This window comes from Streptomyces sp. NPDC005775 (assembly GCF_042871565.1).
In the GTDB taxonomy this organism is placed as follows: Bacteria; Actinomycetota; Actinomycetes; order Streptomycetales; family Streptomycetaceae; genus Streptomyces.
The window spans coordinates 124,811-145,631 of sequence record NZ_JBIAIU010000009.1; the positions used below are offsets into that span (position 1 = coordinate 124,811).

A 20,821-nucleotide genomic window follows, 5' to 3' on the forward strand; every position below is an offset into this window, starting at 1 on the left:
GGTGCCGGTGAGCGGGCGAACAACCACCCCGGCCCCATCTCCTGACAACTACATACATACGCATTCACCTCTCAGGAACGGAAGCACCATGACCCTCGACCCCGTCGCGTACCTCCCCTACAAGGACCCGGACGACTTCATCCGCGAGGTGACCGACCGCATCTGGGTCGACCGCGACATCGCCCACATCGTCGACAACTACGAGCCGGACTCGATCGTGCACGCCAGCCTCGGCACCGTCGTCGGCCGCGACGGCGTCATCGAGGGCAGCACGATCCGCATGGGCAGCACGCCCGGCCACATCGGGCAGGCGGAGGACGTGGTGTGGGAGGCGCGTGGCGACGACGCGTTCCTCAGCTCCCACCTGGTCTTCTCCGCGGACGAGCACCTCGTGGACGGCCACAACATCCGCGTCCGCAAGCGCACGGTGGCCAACTGCCTGTACCGGCGCGGCCGGATGGTCGAGGAGTGGGTGGTCCGCGACGACCTGGCCGACTGCCTGCAGCGCGGCCAGGACCCGGACGAGGCAGCCCGACAGCTGACCTTCCAGGGGTACAGCGGTTCCATGCTCGAGGAGCCGCCGCACGACGTGCTGCTGAACGGGGTCAGCGGCGAGCGGCCGGACGAGTTCCGCCCCGAGTGCGAGATGGTGCTCCGGTTCATCGACGAGGTGTGGACGCAGCGTCAGCTGAACAAGGTCCACGACTACATGGACCGTGACCTCTTCCTCCACACCATCGGTGACCGGACCGTCATCCGGCCCGAGCGCTACCAGGCCGACCTGCTCGCCATGGTCGGCCCCTTCCCCGACGCGCGGTTCGCCGTCCGTGACATCCAGACGAACTACTCCCCGCGCTACGCGGGCCTGCGGGTGGCCGTCCTGTGGACCATGCACGGCACCTACCGCGGAGCCCCGGAGTTCGGCCCCCTCACCGGCCGGCCGGTCACGGTGCTCGGCGTCTCGCAGTTCCTGATCCAGGAGGGCCGCATCGTGAAGGAGGTCCGTGTCTACGACGAGATCTCGCTGCGCGCGCAGATCAACGCGGGACGTGAGGAGGGCTCCCGGGTGGAGGCCAACATCTACTGAACCGTTCGTGACGCGTGCGGGCCCGCCACCGATGAACGGGTGGCGGGCCCGCACGCGCGCCGACCGCCCCCTGTCGGTGCCGGTTCCGGCCGGGCGGTCGGACCTGGCCGTTCGGCCGGGGTCTCCCCCGCGGCTTCGGTGAGCGTCTTCAGCGCACCAGGAGACCGATGGCGACCTCGAGTCGTTCGCGGTAGAAGTCCCGTGTCGGGGCCTGGTGCTTGAGGCCGGTCGATGCGCTGATCATCGTCTGGGCGACTTGGCGGGCCGCCGCTCGTCCTGCCTCGACGGCGATCGCGTCTGTGATCAGTTGCTCGAAACGTTGCGGCATGGTCTCGACGATCTCCCCCAGGAGGCCCGGGTTGTCCTCGATGACCACCGCCACATCGCGTGTCAGCGGACCGATATAGCGGCCCGCCCACTGATCGAAGGCATCGAGGAGGCGCTCCGCAAGGGGGCGGCCGGATTCGGCCAGAACGTGCTCGACCGCTGTGATGTCGCGCTCCAGTGCCTGAGTGACGGCGGCACGGAAAAGGCTCTCCTTCGAGGAGAAGAGGAAGTACAGCCCGGGCCGGGAGATGTCCGCCGCCCGCGCGACCTCCTCCATCGAGGTCTTCCGGTAACCGAATCGCGCGAACGTGACCATGGCGGAGTCCAGAACCATGGTCCGGCGGTCGGTGTCGGCGACTGCCGACGGCGGTTGGCCGGCGGTGGGACTGTTCATGGGACCGAGCATACGAGCGGGAGTCGCACTATACAAATCAAGGCTAGTCCGTATAGTCGCCGCCATGACTGCTCGCGCACCCATCTCCACGCCCTTCACCGCCTCAAGTACCGCCGAGGAGGTGCTGCGGGGCGTCGATCTCACCGGCGTCCGAGCGATCGTGACGGGAGCCTCCTCCGGAATCGGGATCGAGACGGCTCGCGCGTTGACCGCTGCCGGGGCGGAGATGACGCTCGCCGTCCGGAACACGACGGCGGGAGACGCCGTCGCCGAGACCATCGAGAAGTCGACCGGAGGGATACGGCCCCGAACCGTCCGGCTCGACCTTGCCGACCAGGCCACTGTCACGCGATGCGTCGACGTGTGGGACGGCCCGCTGCACCTGCTGATCAACAACGCGGGCGTGGTCACTGGTGGCCTCGAACGCACACGTGAGGGCTGGGAGCTGCAATTCGCGACGAACCATCTTGGCCACTTCGCCCTCGCCACCGGCCTTCACGACGCCCTGGCCCTGGGAGCGGCCGACCGCGGCGGAGCACGGATCGTCTCGGTCAGCTCGACGGCGCACATGCGTGCCGGCATCGACTTCGACGACCTCCACTTCGAGCGTCGCGGCTACGATCCGCAGATCGCCTACGCCCAGTCGAAGACGGCGAACTCTCTGTTCGCCGTCGAGGCGAGCCGCCTCTGGGCATCCGACGGCATCCTCGCCCATGCGGTGAACCCCGGCGGTGTCGCGACGGGACTGCAGCGGAACTTCACCACGCAACAGAAGAAGTCGCTCGACGCGGCCGAAGCCGCCGGAGTGTTCACCTACAAGACGGTCGAGCAGGGCGCCGCCACCAGCATCGTCGCAGCGGTCGCCCCGGAGTTCGCGCACTCCGGAGGCCACTACCTGGACGACGCACAGGAGGCCTGCACCGTCACGAACGAAGCCGACCTCGCGCAGCACCCGCACGGCGTCAAGGAATGGGCGCTGGATCCCGCCACCGCCAAGCGCCTCTGGGCGGTCTCCACCGACCTGCTCCGCGTCTGACCTGTCGAGGCCACCGCAAGCGGCACCGCCGCCGGTCGGCACGGCTCCGGCACCGGACCGCCGAGGTGCGGCCCATTCCGTCGCGCCCTGACCGCTCGGGGCGGCCCGCCTCCCACACCCCGGTTCGGGAGGCTGCGCCCCCCGCTCACCAGGACGCGGGCAGCATAGGTCGCACGCCCATTTACATCGATGTACATGCAGCCCTACTGTGTCGCCGTCCGCAGGTTCGCACCCATGTGCACAGCCTGCGCGCGTAGTGCCCCGCCCTTGCGTAAATCCGAAGCAACGACAGCCACGGTCCGCGCCCCGCCGCCTGACACGCGTCCGTGTCCCGAAGGAAGGAAGCCTGTGCTCTCCTTACGCCGACCACTGCGCACCCGAAGCCGACTCGCCCTCACCGGCCGGTCTCCGCGGCCCGCCCCCACGACCGCCGGCCACCGGACCTGGTGGGCGGTGCGTGCTGCGATACCGCTCCTGGCCGCGGTACTGGGTCTGTCGCTCACACCGTCCACAGCCGCGCCGGCGCAAGCCGTCACCTCCTCCGCCTCGGCCACCGGGCCCTCCACCGCCCTCGTCCCGGCCACCGGCACACCCCTGGGCAGTGGGACCGGCCTCTACCCCCGTGCCGTCCGGCTGGAGCACAGCGGATCCGCCAACGGTCGGGTGCTCGCGAGCGTCGTGACCTTCGACGGGAACAACGGCATCGGCGCCATCCACGAGAGCACCGACGCCGGAGCGACCTTCCGGCAGGTGGGCAGGATCGCCGATCCGGAGTCGGCGACCGGGCAGGGACTGTGCTGCTCCACCTTGTTCGAACTTCCCGGCCAGGTCGGGGACATGCGCGCCGGTACGCTGCTGTGGGCCGCTTCCGCCGGGCAGGACGAGCCGAACCGGCGTATGGCCCTGCGCGTCTGGCGAAGCGTCGACGTGGGCCGCACCTGGTCCTACCTGTCCTCCTGCGCCACAGCGTCCGGGTCGGGCGGACTGTGGGAACCGGAGTTCTCCGTGGCCGCCGACGGCGCGCTCGTCTGTCACTACGCCGACGAGACGGATCCGGCCCACAGCCAGAAACTCGCCGCGGCCCGCAGTTACGACGGGATCCACTGGCAGGACCGCCGCAACACGGTGGCCGGCCGATGGGAACCGGACCGGCCGGGCATGCCCGTGGTGCGCAGGCTGCCGAACGGCACGTACTTCATGAGCTACGAGATCTGCAATCCGGGCGGCCAGTACCAGTGTGTGGTGCACTACCGCACCTCACCGGACGGCTGGGACTGGGGCGACCCCGCCTCGCTGGGATTCCGCCCGGAGACCGTGGACGGCAAGTATTTCCGCGCAGCGCCCACGATCGCCTGGGCTCCCGCGCCCGGCGGCGGACCGAACGGGCGGATCCTGCTCGTCGGCCAGCAACTCCTCAACCGCGACGGCACACCCGCGGCGGACAGCGGGCGCACGATCCTGGCCAACACGGAGGGCGGCACAGGACCGTGGTACGAGATCGAGGCCCCGGTGCGGGTCACGGCGCCGACCGCGACCTACTGCCCGAACTACAGCTCCCCCCTGCTGCCCTCCACGGACGGCCGCACCGTGCTTCAGATCGCGACCGACTGGGACGGTGGCGTCTGCCGCCCGTACGTGGCCACCGGCCCGGTCACCGGCAGCGCGGACGCGGCCGGAGTCGTGGACGGGGCGCGGTACCGGCTGGTGAACGCCAACAGCGGCGACTGCCTGGACGTGGCCGGTGACTCCCGTGCGGTGGGCGGCAACGTCCAGCAGTGGACGTGCAACGGCCTGGCCCCGCAGGAGTGGACCCTGCGGGCGCGCGGGAGCGGTTACTTCACCCTCACCGGGCGCAACAGCGGTCTCTGCCTGGACGTGGAGAACGGCTCCGGCGCCCCCGGTGCGAACGTCCGTCAGTGGGGCTGCAACGCACAGACCGCACAGGACTGGCGGCTGGAGAACGTGGGGCGCGGCTACTACCGCCTGGTGGTCAGGTCCGCCGGGCATTGTCTGGACGTCGCCCAAGGCTCCCGGACGGCGGGGGCCAATGTCCAGCAGTGGACCTGCAACGGCCAACAGCCGCAGGTCTGGCGACTCGAACGGCTCTGAGGCGTCCGGTTCACCCGCCCCCGGGCAGGGGCGGGTGAACCGGTGCCGCCTCCGTCAGCCGGCTTCCGGCTCCTCGATCGCGGCCGGTCGCGACTGGGCCTCCCGGACGCGGGCGATGTCCAGCTTCGTGCTCCGGTCGAAGCGGTAGACGCCGTTCTGCTCCTGGAAGACATCGGTCAGCTGGGTGTAGCAGTAACCGAACATGTGCGGGTCCTCCAGCAGCGCGGCGGTGAGGCCGGCGAAGCGCTCATGGAACTCGTCCTCGGTCCGCACCCGGTCACCGTAGCCCCAGGAGAGCGTGCGGTCCCTGCCGGACTCCGCGGCTGCGGCCGCCGGATCCCACCAGATCCCGCCGAACTCACTGACGAAGTAGGGCTGGCCCCTGTACGGCTGCGAGTAGGCGGCCCCGTTCTCGTAGGCGTTGACGAAGGGCTCCCCCTTGGCGAGGCCGGATACGAGCTTCCGGAAGGCGGCCGGGTCCTGCTCGTAGGTGTGCGAGTCGAAGATGTCCGTCTCCAGTACCCGGTGGGAATAGCCGGAGGCGTCGATCACGGGACGGGAGGCATCCATGGCCTTGGTGGCGAGGAACATCGCGCGGGTCACGTCGTCGAGCTGCGTGATGCGGTCGTGGAGCTTCTGGTAGGTCTCGTTCAGCGGGCACCAGCCGACGATCGAGGGGTGGGAGTAGTCGCGTTCCACGGCTTCGAGCCACTGGGCGACGAAGGATGCGTCGGGCCGCTGGTTGTCGCCCGAGGACCCGCCGATCTCGCAACCCCAGTCACCGAACTCGCCCCAGACCAGGTATCCCAGCCGGTCGGCATGGTAAAGGAAACGCTCCTCGAAGACCTTCTGATGCAACCGTGCCCCGTTGAAGCCGGCCTCCATGGCGAGTTCGATGTCACGGATCAGGGCCGCGTCGGAGGGGGCGGTCATCAGGCCGTCCGGGTACCAGCCCTGGTCGAGGACGAGGCGCTGGAAGCGGGGCCGTCCGTTGAGGAGGACGGCCCTGCCCCGGATGGAAACGGCGCGCAGGCCCGCGTAGCTCTCGACAGAATCGGACACTTCGCCTTCGGCGTCGAGGAGTTCGAGCCGCAGGTCGTACAGGAAGGGGTCCTCCGGGCTCCATTCCCGGCGCCGGACCTGGGGGAGGGCCAGGTGCAGACGGGGTGCGAGATCCAGGTCGGCCCGCGTTTCCGCGCGGCAGACCTCGCCCGCGTCGTCGCTGAGAACGGCCCGCACCCGGTGGCCGGGGCGATGGGACGACAGGGGCAGCTCCAGGGCGAAGGCGCCCCCGGCCAGATCGGGGGTGATGCGAGGGCGCCGAAGGTGAGCGTCGGGGACCGGCTCGGCCCAGACGGTCTGCCAGATGCCCGTTGTCCGGGTGTAGTTGCAGTCGTGGTTGGCGTATTCGATCGCCTGCTTGCCGCGGGCCTGGGGGCCGGACTTCGGGTCGCGGGCGCGGACGGTGATCTCCACCTCGCGGCCGGCCGGGGCGAGGTCGCCGAGGTCGGCGGTGAAGGGGGTGAAGCCGCCCCGGTGACGGACCACTTCGGTGCCGTCGACCCAGACGGTGGTGTCATGGTCGACGGCACCGAAGTGCAACAGCACCCGGCGGCCGGCCCACGCGGCGGGCGGTGTGAACCGCCGGCGGTACCAGACGGCTTCCAGGAAATCGGTGTCACCGACGCCCGACAGCTCGGACTCGGGGGCGAAGGGCACGAGGATCTCGCCCGTGAGGTCGCGGTCGAGGAGTCCTCGTTCGAGCCCGCTGTCCCCGCGGTCGGTCTCGAACTGCCAGGTCCCGTTGAGATTGAACCAGTCGCGACGCACGAACTGCGGTCGCGGGTACTCCGGACGGGGGACGGAGGGGGTGTGCACAAGCGCTCCAGTCGGATGGTGGTGGCGGCCGGCCGGGAGGCCGGCGCGCGGAATGAGGGTCGGCCGGGTCAGCTGCCGCCGAGGCCCGTCGTGGCAACGGAGTTGACGATGCGCCGCTGGAAGAGGAGGAACATGACGATCAGCGGGAGCGCCGCCAGGAGGGCGGATGCCATGGCCTGGGCGTACTGGACGCCGTAGGCGTCCTTGACGGTGGCGAGGCCCACCGGAAGCGTCATGAGATCCGGGTCGTTGGTGACGACGAAGGGCCACATGAAGTTGTTCCATGCGCCGATGAAGACGAAGATCGCGACGGCGGCGACGATCGGGCGGGACAGCGGGAGCACGATCGACCAGAAGACACGTAGCTCGGAGGCGCCGTCGATGCGGGCGGCGTCCTCCAGTTCGCGGGGGACGCCGTCGAAGAAGCGCTTGAGGATGAAGACCATCATGGGGGCCACGACCTGCGGCAGGATGACCGCCGCGTAGGTGTCGACCAGGTGAAACATCGTCATCTGTTCGAACAGCGGGACGATGAGCAGCTGGGGCGGGATCATGATCGCGGCGACGGTGACGGCGAGGAAGGCGCGTCTCCCGCGGAAGGTGCCGCGGGAGAAGCCGTACGCGGCGAGTGTCGAGACGGCCACGGTGAGCGCGGTGACCAGGGCGGCTATCAGCAGGCTGTTGAAGGCCCAGGTCGGAACGTTTCCACGCTCCAGGATCTGCCGGTAGGCGGAGAGCGTGAAGGCTCCCTTGAACGGGGACAGACCCGACTTCATCACGTCCTGTTCGCTCTGCACCGAGGTGGCGACCGCCCAGAGGAAGGGCAGCAGCCAGACGACCGCGAGGACGGTCAGGGCGGTCGAGGCGAGTACGCGGGGCAGCCGTCCGTGGCCGAGCAGCAGAGGCGACCCTGACGCCTCTCGGCGCGGTCGGCGTGGCGGGCGGACAGAGGTGGGGATGGCGGACACGGTCAGCCCTCCTGACGGAAGAAGCGCAGCTGCACGACGGAGACGACGATGACGATCGCGAAGAAGACGTAGCTGACCGCCGAGGCATAGCCCAGCCGGTACCCGGTGAACCCGACGTCGTAGACGTACTCCAGGATCGGCCGGGTGGAGCCGTTGGGCCCGCCCTTGGTGAGGATGTAGATCTGGTCGAACACCTTGAGCGAGGCGAGCACTTGGAGCATGGCCACCAGGACGGTGGTGTGGCGCAACTGGGGCAGGGTGACGGACCACAGCCGCCGCCAGGCGCCGGCGCCGTCGAGCGCGGCAGCTTCGTCGTAGGTGACGGGCAGGGACTGGAGGGCGGCGAGGTAGAGCAGGAAGTTGAAGCCGACCGTCCACCAGACCGTGAGGGCGGCGACGGACCACATCGCCACCGACTCGTCGGACAGCCAACCGACCGGTTCCAGTCCCAGGGAGGTCAGCAGCTGGTTGCCGAAGCCGATGTCCGGCTGGTAGAGCCACGTCCAGATGAGGGTGACCACCGTGACGGGCAGCAGATAGGGGGCGAAGTAGGCAAGCCGCCACACCCATTGGCCTGCGAGTCCGCTGTGCACGAGCAGCGCCATGGCCATGGCCACCAGGACGAGCGGTACGCAGGAGATCACCGTGAACAGGACGGTGTTGCCGAGGCTGCTCCAGACGTCCGGGTCCGCGAACACCTCGGCGTAGTTGGCGAAGCCGACGAATTCCGGGTCGTGCAGGGTGAGGGAGGCGTCGGTGAGACTCATCCAGAGGCCCTGGACCACGGGCCAGACCAGGAAGAGACCGAAGAACACCAGGAACGGAAGGACGAACAGCCCTCCGCCTCCCGTGAGGGAGAGGCGGCGCCCGGGTGCGGGTGGGGTGTCGGAGATCTGCGGTGCCGCCGGGGCTCCGGCGGGCGCGGTGGTGGTCACGATGCGGCTCCTTCGGCTGTCGTCAGGCGACCGGGTTGGGCTGGCGCAGCAGGCTGTCCGCTTCCCGGACCATCTGCCGTACCGCCTTCTCGGCGGAGGTGTTGCCGAGCAGCGCCGACTGAAGCGGCTGGCACATGCGGTTCTGGAAGTTGCCGCCGGCTCCGGCGAACCAGTTCGGCGGGTCGAGTACGGCGATCTCACCCGCGGCCGCATAGGAGGACTGGGGGTCGAGCTTCGCGTACTCGGGGCGGGCCTGGACGGGCAGGTAGGCCGGGATGTGTCCTGCGCTCGCCCAGGTCAGGCTCTGCTTGACGATCTCGGCGATATACCGGTGGGCCTCGCGGCGCCGGGCAGGATCGGGGTCGTCCTGGTGCGGCAGGACGAAACTGTGCGAGTCGGCGTAGACGGCAGGCCGGTCGAAGACCTGCGGGAAGGGGGCCGCGCCCAGGTGCTTGATACCTGACTTCCGGAACGTCGGCAGCTCCCACTCCCCCGCCATGATCATGCCGCCGCGGCCGTCCATGAAGGCGGCCATCGCGCCGTTGTAGTCAAGGTTGTCGGGGTTCGTACGGCCGTCGAAGAGCCGCTTCATGAAGGTCACGACCTTCACGGCGGCATCGACGTCGATCTTCGGCGGGCCGCCGTCCGGCAGGGTGAAGGAGGCGCCGGTCTGGGCGTACAGCGCCGCGAACTGGCGCCAGCTCTGAGCGGTGTCCGTGACGTGTCCGAAGAGGATGCCGGACTTGCCCGTGACCTCGGCGAGCTTCTTCCCGGCGTCCAGGAACGCTTCCGGTGAGCCCATCGGCGCCAGGTCGCCGGACGGGTCGAGCAGCCCCGCCTCCCCGGCCGCGTCCTTGTCGTAGAACACGATGAAGGGGTGTACGTCCAGAGGGATCGCGTAGACCGTGCCCTGATGCCGGGCGCGCTTCCACACCGCGGGGGCGAAGTCCTTCTCGGATACACCGAATTCGGCCAGGAGGTCCAGGTCGACGGGGTCGAGCAGGCCGCCGGGGGCGTATCCGGCCAGCCGTGACAGATGCAGCACGGCCACATCCGAGGCCCGGCCGCCGGCCGCGGACATGGCGAGCTTGGTGTAGTACGACGGGCCCCAGTCCAGGATCGTCCGGTCCACGTCGAAACCATCGGTCCCCCGCGAGACGGCCGCGATCATCTCGTCCATGAGCATGCCGTCGCCGCCCTGGAAAAGGTCCCAGACCTTCAGCGAGGAGGCCCCACCGGCACGGGCGGGCGAGGCACACCCGGCCAGCGGGCCCGCGGCCACCAACGCCGCCGCTCCGGCTGTCCCGTAGCGCAGCAGCCGACGGCGGCCGATGTCCGGCGACCGGGTGGGGCCCGAGGCGCCAAGCAGCCCTCGGGCAGGGGGTTCAGAGTTCATCACTGACCTTTCGACGGCCGGACGACGTGCCCGGCCGACGGCATGGGCCATCGGCACGGCAGCCGTCGGCCGCCCGTGCACATCAGGTGATCCGCACCGGATCTCCTGGTGCGGTGACCTGTTTTTACATCGATGTACATTGGCTGTAAAGAGCTGGGGCACTACCTGTGCCGGTTACGCCCCCCGCGCCCCCGCACCGGAGCCGCCCCGGCCCGCCGCAGGGCACCACATAGACTCGGCGCGTACCGAGGGCGGGGAGGTTGCGGGTGGCACGGCCGAGGATCAAGGACGTCGCACGGCACGCGGGGGTGTCGGAGAAGACGGTGTCCAACGTGCTCAACGACTACGTCCATGTGTCGGACCGGACCCGGCGGGTGGTGCAGGAGGCGATCGACCACCTCGGCTACCGCATCAACCTCGCCGGACGGCACCTGCGCAGTGGGCGAACGGGGATCATCGCCCTGGTGGTGCCGGAGCTCGACGTCCCGTACTTCGCGGAACTGGCCCGCCACGTCGTCCGGGAGGCCGAAAGACGCTCCCTCACCGTGCTGATCCACCAGTCCGGCGCGGACCGTGAGCGGGAGAAGGCCGCGCTGGCCGGCTTCGGTTCGGACTTCGTGGACGGTGTCATCCTCAGCCCGCTGGCCCTCGCACCGGAGGATCTGCACGCCCACTCCGGGCCCCCGCCGACCGTCCTGCTGGGCGAACTGCTGACCGATGGTGCCGACCATGTGGCGATCGACAACGAACGCGCGGCCCGCGAGGCCACCGAGCACCTCCTCGCTCTGGGACGCCGGCACATCCTCACCGTCGGCGGGCGGGACGACGGGTGCGTCGGCACCGCTCAGGCCCGCACCCGTGGGTACCGCATCGCCCTGGCCGGAGCAGGCATCCCGTACGACCCGGCCTCCCTGCTGCCGGTGGAGGCCTTCCACATGAGTGACGGGGCGGCCGCCGTACACCGTGTACTGGCCGAAGGGGTGCGTCCGGACGCACTCCTGTGCCTCAACGATCAGTTGGCCTTGGGGGCGCTGCGCGCGCTGCACGCCTACGGGGCACGGGTTCCCGAGGACGTGGCCGTCATCGGCTTCGACGACGTCGAGGGCGGCCGGTTCAGCATTCCTTCCCTGAGCACGGTCGCCCCGGACAAGGAGGCGGTGGCCCGGGTGGCCGTGGGCCTGCTCCTGCACCGCATCGACGAGGCCACCCGCCCCGGGCCCCCTCGGCCCGACGACGTGGGCAGCCCGCAGGACCGCGTCGTGGCACACCGGCTCGTACTGCGCGAGAGCACGGAAGGGGCGGCGGGGAGCGACGGAGCGTGGTGAACGCCCCGCATCGCACACGAGCGTCGTCCTTCGCCGACGCGGCGCACACCGCCGCCCCTTCGGGGGAACCTCGGCTGACGCGGCACCAGCTACGAAACGCATGGTCTCGGGAGTCGGGGCAAGGTGGGGAACATGACGACGACGCTCGGTGCCATTGTTCTCGGTACGCCCGACCCGCCCGCCCTGGCCGACTTCTATCGCGCTCTGCTGGGATGGGAGGAAGCCGAACGGGGACCTGAGTGGGTCCGGCTGCGCGCTCCCGGGCAGGAGCGTCCCAGTCTCAGCTTCCAGATGGAAGCGGACCACAGGTCCCCCGTCTGGCCCCCACGAGCAGGCACCCAGCAGATGCAGGCGCACCTTGATCTGCAGGTCGACGACCTGGAAGCGGAGACCGAACGGGCCTGCGCCCTGGGGGCCACGCTGGAGGCGCACCAACCGCAGGAGGACGTGCATGTCCTCCGCGATCCTCACGGTCACCCGTTCTGTCTCTTCCTCCCCGGCGCCTGAGAACGGCGTCGCTCACACCTGGTCTCGCGCGGCCGGTGCAAGCCGGGTCTGCGGAAGATCTGTCACGACACACGCACGCGTGCGGCCGGCTGCGGAGGTGGCTGACCGGGCGGCGTCGTGACGTCGACGTGCAGGTCGATCCCGCGCGGGGGAAGGCGACGCCGACCCGTGCGGGCGCGCCCTCACCGAGGCGCTGTCGCCCGTCGCAGGGCAGTGAGGAGCTCCCGATTGCTCGCACCCTTGAGTACGTACGCGCAAGCGCCGGCGTTCATCATCTGCTCGACGGAACCCTTGTCGTCGTACGCGGAGAACGCCACGATTCGGCTGCCCGGTGAGCACCGTGCGATGTCCCTCGCAACGAAGGGGCCTCCGCCGGGGAAGCGGACGTCCAGGATGACGAGGTCCGGTTGATGCCGGTGCGCGAGGCGAAGCGCATGCTCGTCGCTGCGCGCGGTGCCCACGACCTCGAGGTCGGGCTGTGCCTGAACAACCTCTCTCAACGTCTCCAGGAGCATCACGTTGTCATCGCAGAGGATCACGCTGAACGGTGAGCCGGGGGCACCGGCCGGCGTCGCCGCGGTCACGGCGCGCTTTCCGACGTCGTCGAGACCGGAAGTGGATTGGGCACCCAGAACTCGACTGTCGTGCCCGTTCCCGGGCGGCTGTGCATGGACCACCATCCTCCGGCCGTCTCGGCCCTCTCCCGCATCTCGATGACCCCGAAATGTTCGCGGGTGCCGTCCTGGGACATGGGCGCGCCGGTTCCGTTGTCGCTGACACGCGTCAGGACTCCCTTGTCGGCCGAGTCGACGCGGACGTCGACTCTGCTCGCACGTGCGTGCTTGTGCACGTTCAGCAGCGTCTCCTGAACGATACGGAAGATGGTGATGGCCGTCTCGGGCGGAGGCTCGCGGTCCAGCCGGTGTTCGAACGAGTAGGGCATCCCCCAGGAGGAGCCCACGACGTCTTCCAGGTGGCTGGAAAGTCCTTCTACCAAGCCGTGCCGGTCGATCCCGGGCGGATGCAGCCGGAAAGTCAGGCTCCGGAGCCGGCTGATCGCTTCGCGCACCGAGGTGTCGAGACGCCGCAGCTCCGCGGAGTGCTCCTCCGGTATGTTGTCCGCCAGCAATTCCAGCCTCATTCCGACGGCGACCATCGCCTGGATGGAGTCGTCGTGGACGTCCCACGCGATCCGTCGTCGTTCCGTCTCCTGGGCCTGGACCAGGTGATCGAACAGCCGTCGTCGCTCGATGAGCGCATGCTGCGCCGCCCGCCGTTCGGACATGTCACGGGTGACCTTGCCGAACCCCTGCAGCACTCCTTCCTCGTCCCACAACGCGGTAATGACCACGTTCGCCCAGAACCGGCTGCCGTCTTTGCGTACGCGCCAGCCCTCGTCCTCCAGTCTGCCTTCGGCCACAGCGGTCTCCAGCTCCCACTTCGGCTTGCCCGAGGACTGGTCCTCGGGCGGGTAGAAGACCGAGAAGTGCTGTCCGAGAATGTCTTCTGCGCTGTATCCCTTGATCCGCTCCGCCCCCGCGTTCCAACTGATGATGTAGCCCTGCGGGTCGAGCATGAAGATGCCGTAGTCCAGCACCCCCTGAACCAGCAGGGTGAAGGCGGCATCCGACAACGGAGCCGCCGACTTCCGCGCCGGCGTCTGTGGTCGCGGCTGCTGCGTCACGCGAGGATCCCCTCACGTCGCGCGATCGTCACAGCTTCCAGCTGGGAACGCGCACCCAGTTTTTCCAACACTCGTTGGACGTGATTGCGCCCTGTGTTGAGCGCCACTCCCAGTTGCTCGCTGATCTCCGCAGTGGTGCGCCCCTCCCCCAGGAGGTGAAGGGCTTCGCGTTCCCGCGGGGTGAGGTCCGCGCCGAGCCCCGGCGCCCTGCCGGTCAACCGTTCCAGCACGTCGCCCAGCAGATCCTGGCTGAACACCACCTCACCCGCTGCCACCCGACGTACCGCTTCTTCCAGTTCGCGCAGACCGCGGGCCTTCAGGATCAGCCCTGCTCCGCCCGCCTCCGCGACGCGCGCGGCTACCGAGGCGCTGCCCTCGCCGGCCAGGACCAGGACGCGGGCGTCCGGCGCGAGGGCCAGCAGATCCGCGATGGCAGTGACCCCGTCGCCGTCCGGCAAGCGCCGGTCCAGCAGTACGACATCCGGCTCGTGCCGCTGCACGTCGGCCAGTGCCGACGCCACCGATGCCGCACGCCCCACGATCTGCAGCCCGGGCGAGCGCTCCAGGGCGAGGCATATCGCCTCGGCCACCATGTCGTGGTCCTCGACCAACAGGATCCTGACCGGTCGGGTGGACGGGGAACGTGAGGGCATCAAGACATCCTTGCAAGTGGCGGATCGCACGATCATGCCAGTCCCCGGGGGAGCGACTCAGCGGTGGCCGCCGTTTCGGCGCCACGGTGAGTGGGGGCCACACGCGCGGCCCGGCGATCCGACTCCGGGTTCGCGCCTCTCATGACGAAGACGCCCTCGGCCCCGATGAGGCGAAGCAGCCGTGCCGGCTGAGTTCCGACGCCTTCCACGACAAAATCCACGCCGGCCCCCAGAACGGCCGTCCGTGCCCTGAACAAAGCGCTCAGGCCGGCGCAGTCACAGAACGAGACACCGGTCAGATCAAGACACAGGCTCGTCGCTTCCTTCGCCAGACACGCTCTTACCGCCTCCCGGACGGCGGATCCGGTGTCCAAGTCCAGTTCACCGGAGAGAATCACTCGCGCGACGCCCGACTGGATGCGGACGCGCGACGTGAAGGGATGAGTGGTCACGGCGTCCCGCACCTCACCCTGTTCGCGCCCGACACGCACCTGCGCAGCTCAGCCCCACGAGCCCTGCCCACGGAGGGGCCCCTTCCCGTCAGCTGCCACATCATCACTACCCCATAGTGTGAGGACATCAGTTCCGCTCTAGTGAATCTGCACTAGTAGGCGAAGTCAACACCGGCCGGCACGAGGGTCACGTGGACAGCACGGGAAGCGCGGCAACGGGTGGCCCGGGTCCGGAGATTGGCACCATCCGTACGGCCCGTCCCGAGGTTGCCCACACGCTGCCGCAAGATGCCCCGCCGTCGTCGGTTTCACCCCAGCACTCGCCGCGCGACCGAGAACTTCTCGGGAAATACCTCCACAGAACGGTCGAACCGGGCGCCCACAACGGAGCGCGCAGTGACTGGAACCAGTCCCTCAAGAGTCCGCAGGCCCACCCACGACCCACAGGGCATCCCTCTCCCGTGCTGACGGCGCTACCCCGGTGTGGCGGCGGCCCGGCCTCCGGGGTCGAAGCGCTGCGAGGCCTGCGGACGGCCGGTGGACCGCAGGGGGGCCGCGATTCCGGTGGTCCTCTCGTAGTGCGCCCTGGAGCGGGCGTACGCCTCCGGTTCCGCGCCCGATGCGTCGAGCCCCAGCAGCACCGCTCCCAGCACGGGCCGTTCGGCGACCACCCGCACCTCGGCCTGCGGAGCCCTCTGCTCCAGCAAGGTGCGGATGCGACCGTCCAACTGTGCGTGGCGGGCCGCCAGGACGCTGCCGCCCAGGAGTACCGGCACCTTCTCCGCGAGCAGGCCGAGGCGGGTGAGGGCGACGGTGGACATCGCCACGACCTCGTCCGCCATCCGGTCCACCACGGAACGCGCGATCCGGTCCCCGTCCGCGGCCGTGGCGAAGAGCACCGGCGTCAGCTCGTGCCTGCGGTGCGGTGCGAGGTGAGCAAGATGCAGGGCTTCGATCAGTGCGTACATGGACGGGAGCCCGAAGTGCGCGGGCAGCGTCCGCATCAGCGCGGTGGGCTCGCCGCGGCCGTCCTCGGCACGTGCGGCGAACCACAACGCCTCCTCGGCCAGGCCGCCGCCGCCGCCCCAGTCCCCGGAGAGACGGCCGATGGCGGGGAAGCGCGCCGTCCGGCCGTCGGGCAGCATGCCCGCGCAGTTGATCCCGGCGCCGCACACCACGGCCACACCTCGCGGCTCGGCATCCTCCGTCAGGCCGGCACGCAGCACCGCGAAGGTGTCGTTGCGTACATCGACGCTCCGGGCCCAGCCCCGGCGCTGGATAGCCTCCCCCAACTGCGCCTCCTCGACGGGAAGATCAGCGTTGGCCAGGCACGCGGAGACATGCTCGACGCCGGTGGCGCCCGCCGCCGCGAGCGCCACCTCGACCGCTTCGGCGAGAACGTCCACTGCCGGTTCGACGCCCACCCGGGGCGGCTGGAAGCCGCCGCCCCGGGCCGTACCGAGGACTGTGCCGTCAACGGCCACGACGGCGACGTCCGTCTTGCTGTTCCCCGCGTCGATGGCGAGGAGGGAAGCGTTCATGCCCACGCGAGGTGCTCCCGGTTGTGCGCGAGAAGCTTGTCGGTGAGAGCTTCGGCGTACTCGAACTGGCCGATCAGGGGGTGCGCGAGCAGTGCCTTGAACACCCGGTCGCGGCCGCCGTGCAGCGCGGCCTCCAGCGCGAGGTCCTCGTACGCCGTCACGTTGGCGATCAGACCGGCGTACAAGGGATCGAGCTCCGGCACGGCCAGCGGGACGGCCCCCTTCGCGTCGATTGCGGCCTGCACCTCGATAACCGCGTCGTCGGGGAGGAAGGGCAGGGTTCCGTTGTTGGCGGTGTTGACGACCTGGAGGGGTGAGCCGCCGGAGCCAAGCAGGCCCGAGGCCAGGTCGACGGCTGCCTCGGAGTAGAAGGCGCCGCCGCGTTTGGCGAGCAGCGCGGGCTTCTCGTCCAGTGCCGGGTCCCCGTACATGGCGAGGAGTTCCTTCTCCATCGCGGCGACCTGGGCCGCCCGGGACGGCTTGGTGGCGAGTTCCCGTACGACCTCGTCGTGTGCGTAGAAGTACCGCAGGTAGTAGGAGGGGACGACGCCGAGCCGGTCGACGACCGCCCGCGGCATGTGCAGGTCGTCCGCGATGGCGTCGCCGTGTTCGGCGATGAGGCGCGGCAGTACGTTCTCGCCCGCGGGGCCGCCGAGGCGTACCCCGAGCTCCCAGGTGAGGTGGTTGAGGCCGACGTGGTCGAGGTGCACCTCGCCGGGGGTCACGTCGAGCAGAGCTGCGAATTTGCGCTGGAAGCCGATCGCCACGTTGCACAGGCCGACGGCCTTGTGGCCGGCCTGGAGCAGTGCCCGGGTGACGATGCCGACCGGGTTGGTGAAGTCGATGATCCAGGCGTCCGGGTTGGCGCGCCGGACGCGTTCGGCGATGTCGAGGACGACGGGGACGGTGCGCAGGGCCTTGGCGAGGCCGCCGGCTCCGGTGGTCTCCTGGCCGACGCAGCCGCACTCCAGCGGCCAGGTCTCGTCCTGGTTGCGGGCGGCCTGGCCGCCCACGCGCAGCTGGAGCAGGACCGCGTCGGCGTCGGCGACGCCCGCGTCGATGTCCGAGGTGGTGACGATCCTGCCCGGGTGGCCCTGCTTGGCGAAGATCCGCCGGGCGAGGCCGCCGACGAGTTCGAGCCGGTCGGCCGCCGGGTCGACGAGCACGAGCTCCTCGACCGGCAGGGTGTCCCGCAGCCGTGCGAAACCGTCGATCAGTTCAGGTGTGTAGGTGGACCCGCCACCCACTACTGCCAGCTTCATCAATCAGCCCTTTACTCCGGTGAGTGTGACGCCTTCGACGAAGGCCTTCTGTGCGAAGAAGAAAACGATGACGACCGGCACCATCACGAGGAGCGTCGCGGCCATGGTCAGGTTCCAGTTGACGCTGTGGGCGCTCTTGAAGGACTCCAGTCCGTAACTCAGCGTCCAGGAAGCGGGGTTCTGAGCCGCGTAGATCTGCGGGCCGAAGTAGTCGTTCCAGCAGTAGAAGAACTGGAACAGCGCGATGGCGGCGATCCCGGGCTTGGCCATCGGAACGATGATCGTCAGCAGCGTGCGGAGCTCCCCGCAGCCATCGACGCGGGCCGACTCGATGTACTCCTTGGGGATGGTCAGCAGGAACTGCCGCAACAGGAAGATCGAGTACGCGTCGCCGAACGCCATCGGGATGATCAGCGGCCACAACGTGCCCGAGAGGTGGAACTGCTGGGCCCACACCAGGTACATGGGGATCACGATGACCTGAGGCGGGAGCATCATCGTGGAGATGACGAGGATCATCAGGCCGCGCCGGCCGCGGAAGCGGAACTTGGCGAGGGCGTAGGCGACGGGGACGGCCGAGCAGACGGTGAAGAGCGTGCCGAGCCCGGCGTACATGAGGGAGTTCTTCCACCAGGTGAGGAAGCCCTCCGTGCGGAAGACGGCGGTGTAGTTCTCCCAGTGCCAGGAACTGGGCCACAGGTCGCCGCTCATGGCCTGCGCGTCGCTCATCACGGACGTGAGGAACACGAAGACGAACGGCAGGACGAACAGCAGCGCGACGGCCAGGGCCACGCTGTGCACGGCAATCCAGTTCAGCACACGCTTGCGGCGGGCGCGGGCGGCCGCGGGGCCCTGCGCGCGCGAGATGGAGGGGGGCCTGGTAGCGGCCGGGGCTTCGATGGTCGTAGTGGTCACCGGAATCAGTCCTCCGCCGAGAGCAGGCCCGAGCGCTTACGCATGAGCAGCATGGTCACGGCCATCGCGATGGCGAACAGCACGAGCGACAGAACGCACGCCGCGCCGGTGTTGAAGTTCTGGAAGCCCATCGAGTAGACGAGCTGGGGGACAGTGAGAGTCGAGTGGTCCGGGTAGCCGGGCTGGATGACCGAGCCCGGGCCGATCGAGACCCCGGAGGCGAGCTTCCCGGCCACCAGGGCCTGGGTGTAGTACTGCATCGTCTGGACGACACCCGTGACCACCGCGAACATCACGATCGGTGTGATCGACGGCCAGGTGACGTACCGGAACCTGGCCCACGCTCCCGCGCCGTCGAGCTCGGCGGCCTCGTACTGCTCCTTCGGCACGTCCAGCAGGGCCGCCATGAAGATCACCATCAGGTCGCCGATGCCCCACAGGGAGAGCATGACCAGCGACGGCTTGGCCCAGCTGGGGTCGTTGAACCAGTTGGGACCGTCGATCCCGACGGCGGAGAGTATGCCGTTGACCGGCCCGGTCGCCGGGTTGAGGAGGAAGACGAAGGCGACGGTGGCGGCGACCGGGGGCGCCAGGTAGGGGAGGTAGAAGGCGGTACGGAAGAGGCCGGGGCCGGTCTTGATCTTCGTGATCAACAGGCCGAGCGTCAGCCCGAAGACCACCCGCAGCGCCACCATGATCACGACCAGCCAGAGGGTGTTCCACAGGGCGGGGCCGAACAGTGGCATCTGCTCGAAGACGTAGGTCCAGTTCCGCAGGCCGACGAAGGTCGGCGCCTGGATCTGGTTGTAGTGCATGAACGAGAAGTAGACGGTGGCGATCAGCGGATAGGCGAAGAAGACGCTGAACCCGATCAACCACGGGGAGAGGAAGCCGAGCGTGCGCAGTCTGCGCCGCGCCGGGATGGAGAGGGTGAGGGCCATGGTGTGGTGCTCCCGCGTCGGTCAGCTCTTCGACTGGAGGGTGTCTGCGTCGATCTGCGCGTCGAGCTCGCGCAGCCCCTTGTGCAGGTCAGGGATCCGTCCCGCCTCGGCGGTGTAGGAGAAGTCCTGCAGCGACGTGATGTACATGCCGCCGTTGGTGGACTGCGGCATGGCTTGGCTGTACTTGTTCTGCGCGATGTCGATGAACGTCTTGAACGTCGGATCGGCGTCCAGGTCGGGCGACTTCAGCGCCGCGAACGTGGACGGCACGTTGTGGATCGCGTTGGCGAAGTCCACCACCTGACGCGTGTCGGTCGTCAGGAACCTGACCAGCTCCCAGGCCGCGTTCTGGTGCTTGCTGCTGTGCCCGATGCCGGTGACCGTGCCTGTCAGATAGCCGCGCCCATAGGTGTCCGCCTGGTCGTCGGGCACCGGGAGCGGGGCGACTCCCCAGTCGAAGTCGGCCTTGGCCTCGTTCAGCATCAGACCGCGCCACTCGCCGTCGAGGTGCATGGCGAGCTTCCCGGTGAGGAAGGCGTTCTGCGCGGACATCTCGTCACCGAATGAGGTGCGGAACTTCTCCAGCGCGTCGTACCCGCCCTGCACGTCGGCGAGTTGCTGTGTCACGCGGTAGAAGTCCGTTGTGGCCTTCTGGTCCGCGAGGACCGAGTTGCCCTTCCTGTCGAAGTACGTAGGGCCCCACTGGCCGAACAGCCGGTCCGGACTGTTCTGGTAGAGGCGGAAGTTGGGCATGAAGCCGACCTGCTTGTACGAACCCTTGCCGGAGCGCACAGTCAGCTTCTTCGCGTCGCGCACGAACTCCGACATCGTCCGCGGCGGACGCGCGATGCCCGCCGCTTTGAACTCGTCCTTGTTGTAGTACATGCCGAAGGCGTCCGCGAGCAGCGGCAGAGCGCACTGCCTGCCCTCGAAACTCGTGTACCGCAGAAGGCTTTTGGGGAAGACCTTCGTCTTGTCGACGCCGGTCTTGTGCAGGAACGGGTCGAGGTCGGCCCACATTCCCGAGTCGCAGTACTGACCGACGTTGTTGGTGGTGAACGAGGTGATCACATCGGGCGAGCTGTCGCCACCGGCCCGCAGGGCCTGGTTGATCGTGGCGTCGGTGACGTTGCCGGTCGCCTGGACGTGAATGTTCGGGTGGAGCTTCTCGAAGCGGGCGATCGAATCGTTGATCGCCTTCACTTCGCCGGGCGCCGACCAGCCGTGCCAGAACTTCAGAGTGACGGGAGCGGTCACGTCGTCGTCGGCGCTGCCGACGCCGGGGTTGGCGCAGCCGGACAGCAGTAGTCCGGCCGTGGCGATCGCCGCGGACACGCACGTGCGCATGCGCCATCGCTTCATGGCGGCTTCCTTTGCGGTGGTCTCCCCCACTGGGGAGTACGGAACAGGG

General features: G+C 69.1%; 19 protein-coding genes. 5 read left to right on the plus strand and 14 right to left on the minus strand.

Annotated features, from left to right (window positions below):
• Positions 1–88 precede the first annotated feature (88 nt).
• Positions 89–1,087: an ester cyclase gene (locus ACFYPA_RS21540; RefSeq protein ID WP_359085634.1), complete on the plus strand. Its 999-nt coding sequence runs from the start codon at positions 89–91 to the stop codon at positions 1,085–1,087.
• A gap of 148 nt (positions 1,088–1,235) precedes the next feature.
• Here ACFYPA_RS21540 and ACFYPA_RS21545 read toward each other — a convergent pair whose 3' ends face one another.
• Positions 1,236–1,808, minus strand: a complete 573-nt coding sequence (locus ACFYPA_RS21545; RefSeq protein ID WP_389133578.1) for a TetR/AcrR family transcriptional regulator — start codon at positions 1,806–1,808, stop codon at positions 1,236–1,238.
• Positions 1,809–1,872: 64 nt separating this feature from the next.
• Between ACFYPA_RS21545 and ACFYPA_RS21550 the strand changes: the two genes are divergently transcribed.
• Positions 1,873–2,844 (plus strand): SDR family NAD(P)-dependent oxidoreductase, encoded by a 972-nt coding sequence (locus ACFYPA_RS21550; protein WP_359320036.1) that lies wholly within the window; start codon positions 1,873–1,875, stop codon positions 2,842–2,844.
• Positions 2,845–3,192: 348 nt separating this feature from the next.
• On the plus strand, positions 3,193–4,953 hold the full coding sequence (locus tag ACFYPA_RS21555; protein ID WP_389133581.1) for an RICIN domain-containing protein: 1,761 nt from the start codon (positions 3,193–3,195) through the stop codon (positions 4,951–4,953).
• A gap of 54 nt (positions 4,954–5,007) precedes the next feature.
• On the opposite strand, the gene ACFYPA_RS21560 is transcribed toward ACFYPA_RS21555, so the two are convergent.
• The 4 genes from ACFYPA_RS21560 to ACFYPA_RS21575 all read right to left on the minus strand — a co-directional run bounded on the left by ACFYPA_RS21560 (position 5,008) and on the right by ACFYPA_RS21575 (position 10,130).
• Entirely contained in the window at positions 5,008–6,831 is a 1,824-nt protein-coding gene (locus tag ACFYPA_RS21560) for a sugar-binding domain-containing protein (RefSeq protein WP_359320039.1), read from the minus strand.
• Between the two features lie 68 nt (positions 6,832–6,899).
• On the minus strand, positions 6,900–7,799 hold the full coding sequence (locus ACFYPA_RS21565; protein WP_359320041.1) for a carbohydrate ABC transporter permease: 900 nt from the start codon (positions 7,797–7,799) through the stop codon (positions 6,900–6,902).
• A gap of 2 nt (positions 7,800–7,801) precedes the next feature.
• Positions 7,802–8,734 (minus strand): sugar ABC transporter permease, encoded by a 933-nt coding sequence (locus ACFYPA_RS21570; protein ID WP_359320042.1) that lies wholly within the window; start codon positions 8,732–8,734, stop codon positions 7,802–7,804.
• A gap of 22 nt (positions 8,735–8,756) precedes the next feature.
• On the minus strand, positions 8,757–10,130 hold the full coding sequence (locus ACFYPA_RS21575; RefSeq protein WP_359320043.1) for an extracellular solute-binding protein: 1,374 nt from the start codon (positions 10,128–10,130) through the stop codon (positions 8,757–8,759).
• Between the two features lie 266 nt (positions 10,131–10,396).
• Here ACFYPA_RS21575 and ACFYPA_RS21580 point away from each other — a divergent pair, with 266 nt between their 5' ends.
• The gene (locus ACFYPA_RS21580) at positions 10,397–11,455 is read left to right on the plus strand and encodes a LacI family DNA-binding transcriptional regulator (protein WP_359085626.1); all 1,059 of its coding nucleotides are present in this window, start codon (positions 10,397–10,399) and stop codon (positions 11,453–11,455) included.
• A 132-nt stretch (positions 11,456–11,587) separates the two neighbouring features.
• Positions 11,588–11,962, plus strand: coding sequence for a VOC family protein (locus ACFYPA_RS21585; protein ID WP_359085625.1), 375 nt, complete (start codon positions 11,588–11,590; stop codon positions 11,960–11,962).
• A 182-nt stretch (positions 11,963–12,144) separates the two neighbouring features.
• Here the strand turns inward: ACFYPA_RS21585 and ACFYPA_RS21590 are convergent, their stop codons facing one another.
• The 9 genes from ACFYPA_RS21590 to ACFYPA_RS21630 all read right to left on the minus strand — a co-directional run bounded on the left by ACFYPA_RS21590 (position 12,145) and on the right by ACFYPA_RS21630 (position 20,772).
• Entirely contained in the window at positions 12,145–12,546 is a 402-nt protein-coding gene (locus tag ACFYPA_RS21590; protein WP_359085624.1) for a response regulator transcription factor, read from the minus strand.
• On the minus strand, positions 12,543–13,646 hold the full coding sequence (locus ACFYPA_RS21595) for a PAS domain S-box protein (protein ID WP_359085623.1): 1,104 nt from the start codon (positions 13,644–13,646) through the stop codon (positions 12,543–12,545). Before ACFYPA_RS21595 ends, ACFYPA_RS21590 begins: the two co-directional genes overlap by 4 nt.
• A complete protein-coding gene (locus ACFYPA_RS21600) occupies positions 13,643–14,299 on the minus strand; it encodes a response regulator transcription factor (protein ID WP_359320046.1) in 657 nt (218 codons plus the stop codon). The genes ACFYPA_RS21595 and ACFYPA_RS21600 overlap by 4 nt, the downstream gene beginning before the upstream one ends.
• A gap of 32 nt (positions 14,300–14,331) precedes the next feature.
• Positions 14,332–14,751, minus strand: a complete 420-nt coding sequence (locus tag ACFYPA_RS21605) for an STAS domain-containing protein (protein WP_359085621.1) — start codon at positions 14,749–14,751, stop codon at positions 14,332–14,334.
• Between the two features lie 473 nt (positions 14,752–15,224).
• Entirely contained in the window at positions 15,225–16,298 is a 1,074-nt protein-coding gene (locus ACFYPA_RS21610) for a BadF/BadG/BcrA/BcrD ATPase family protein (RefSeq protein WP_359320048.1), read from the minus strand.
• Complete coding sequence (locus ACFYPA_RS21615; protein WP_389133587.1) at positions 16,289–17,554, minus strand: 6-phospho-beta-glucosidase; 1,266 nt, start codon at positions 17,552–17,554, stop codon at positions 16,289–16,291. The genes ACFYPA_RS21610 and ACFYPA_RS21615 overlap by 10 nt, the downstream gene beginning before the upstream one ends.
• Before the next feature lie 3 nt (positions 17,555–17,557).
• Positions 17,558–18,469, minus strand: coding sequence for a carbohydrate ABC transporter permease (locus ACFYPA_RS21620; protein WP_359083467.1), 912 nt, complete (start codon positions 18,467–18,469; stop codon positions 17,558–17,560).
• A gap of 5 nt (positions 18,470–18,474) precedes the next feature.
• Complete coding sequence (locus ACFYPA_RS21625; protein ID WP_359315803.1) at positions 18,475–19,410, minus strand: sugar ABC transporter permease; 936 nt, start codon at positions 19,408–19,410, stop codon at positions 18,475–18,477.
• 21 nt (positions 19,411–19,431) lie between these two features.
• Positions 19,432–20,772 carry an extracellular solute-binding protein gene (locus tag ACFYPA_RS21630; protein WP_359315800.1) on the minus strand — a complete coding sequence of 447 codons (1,341 nt, stop codon included), beginning with the start codon at positions 20,770–20,772 and terminating at the stop codon, positions 19,432–19,434.
• Between the last annotated feature and the right edge of the window lie 49 nt (positions 20,773–20,821).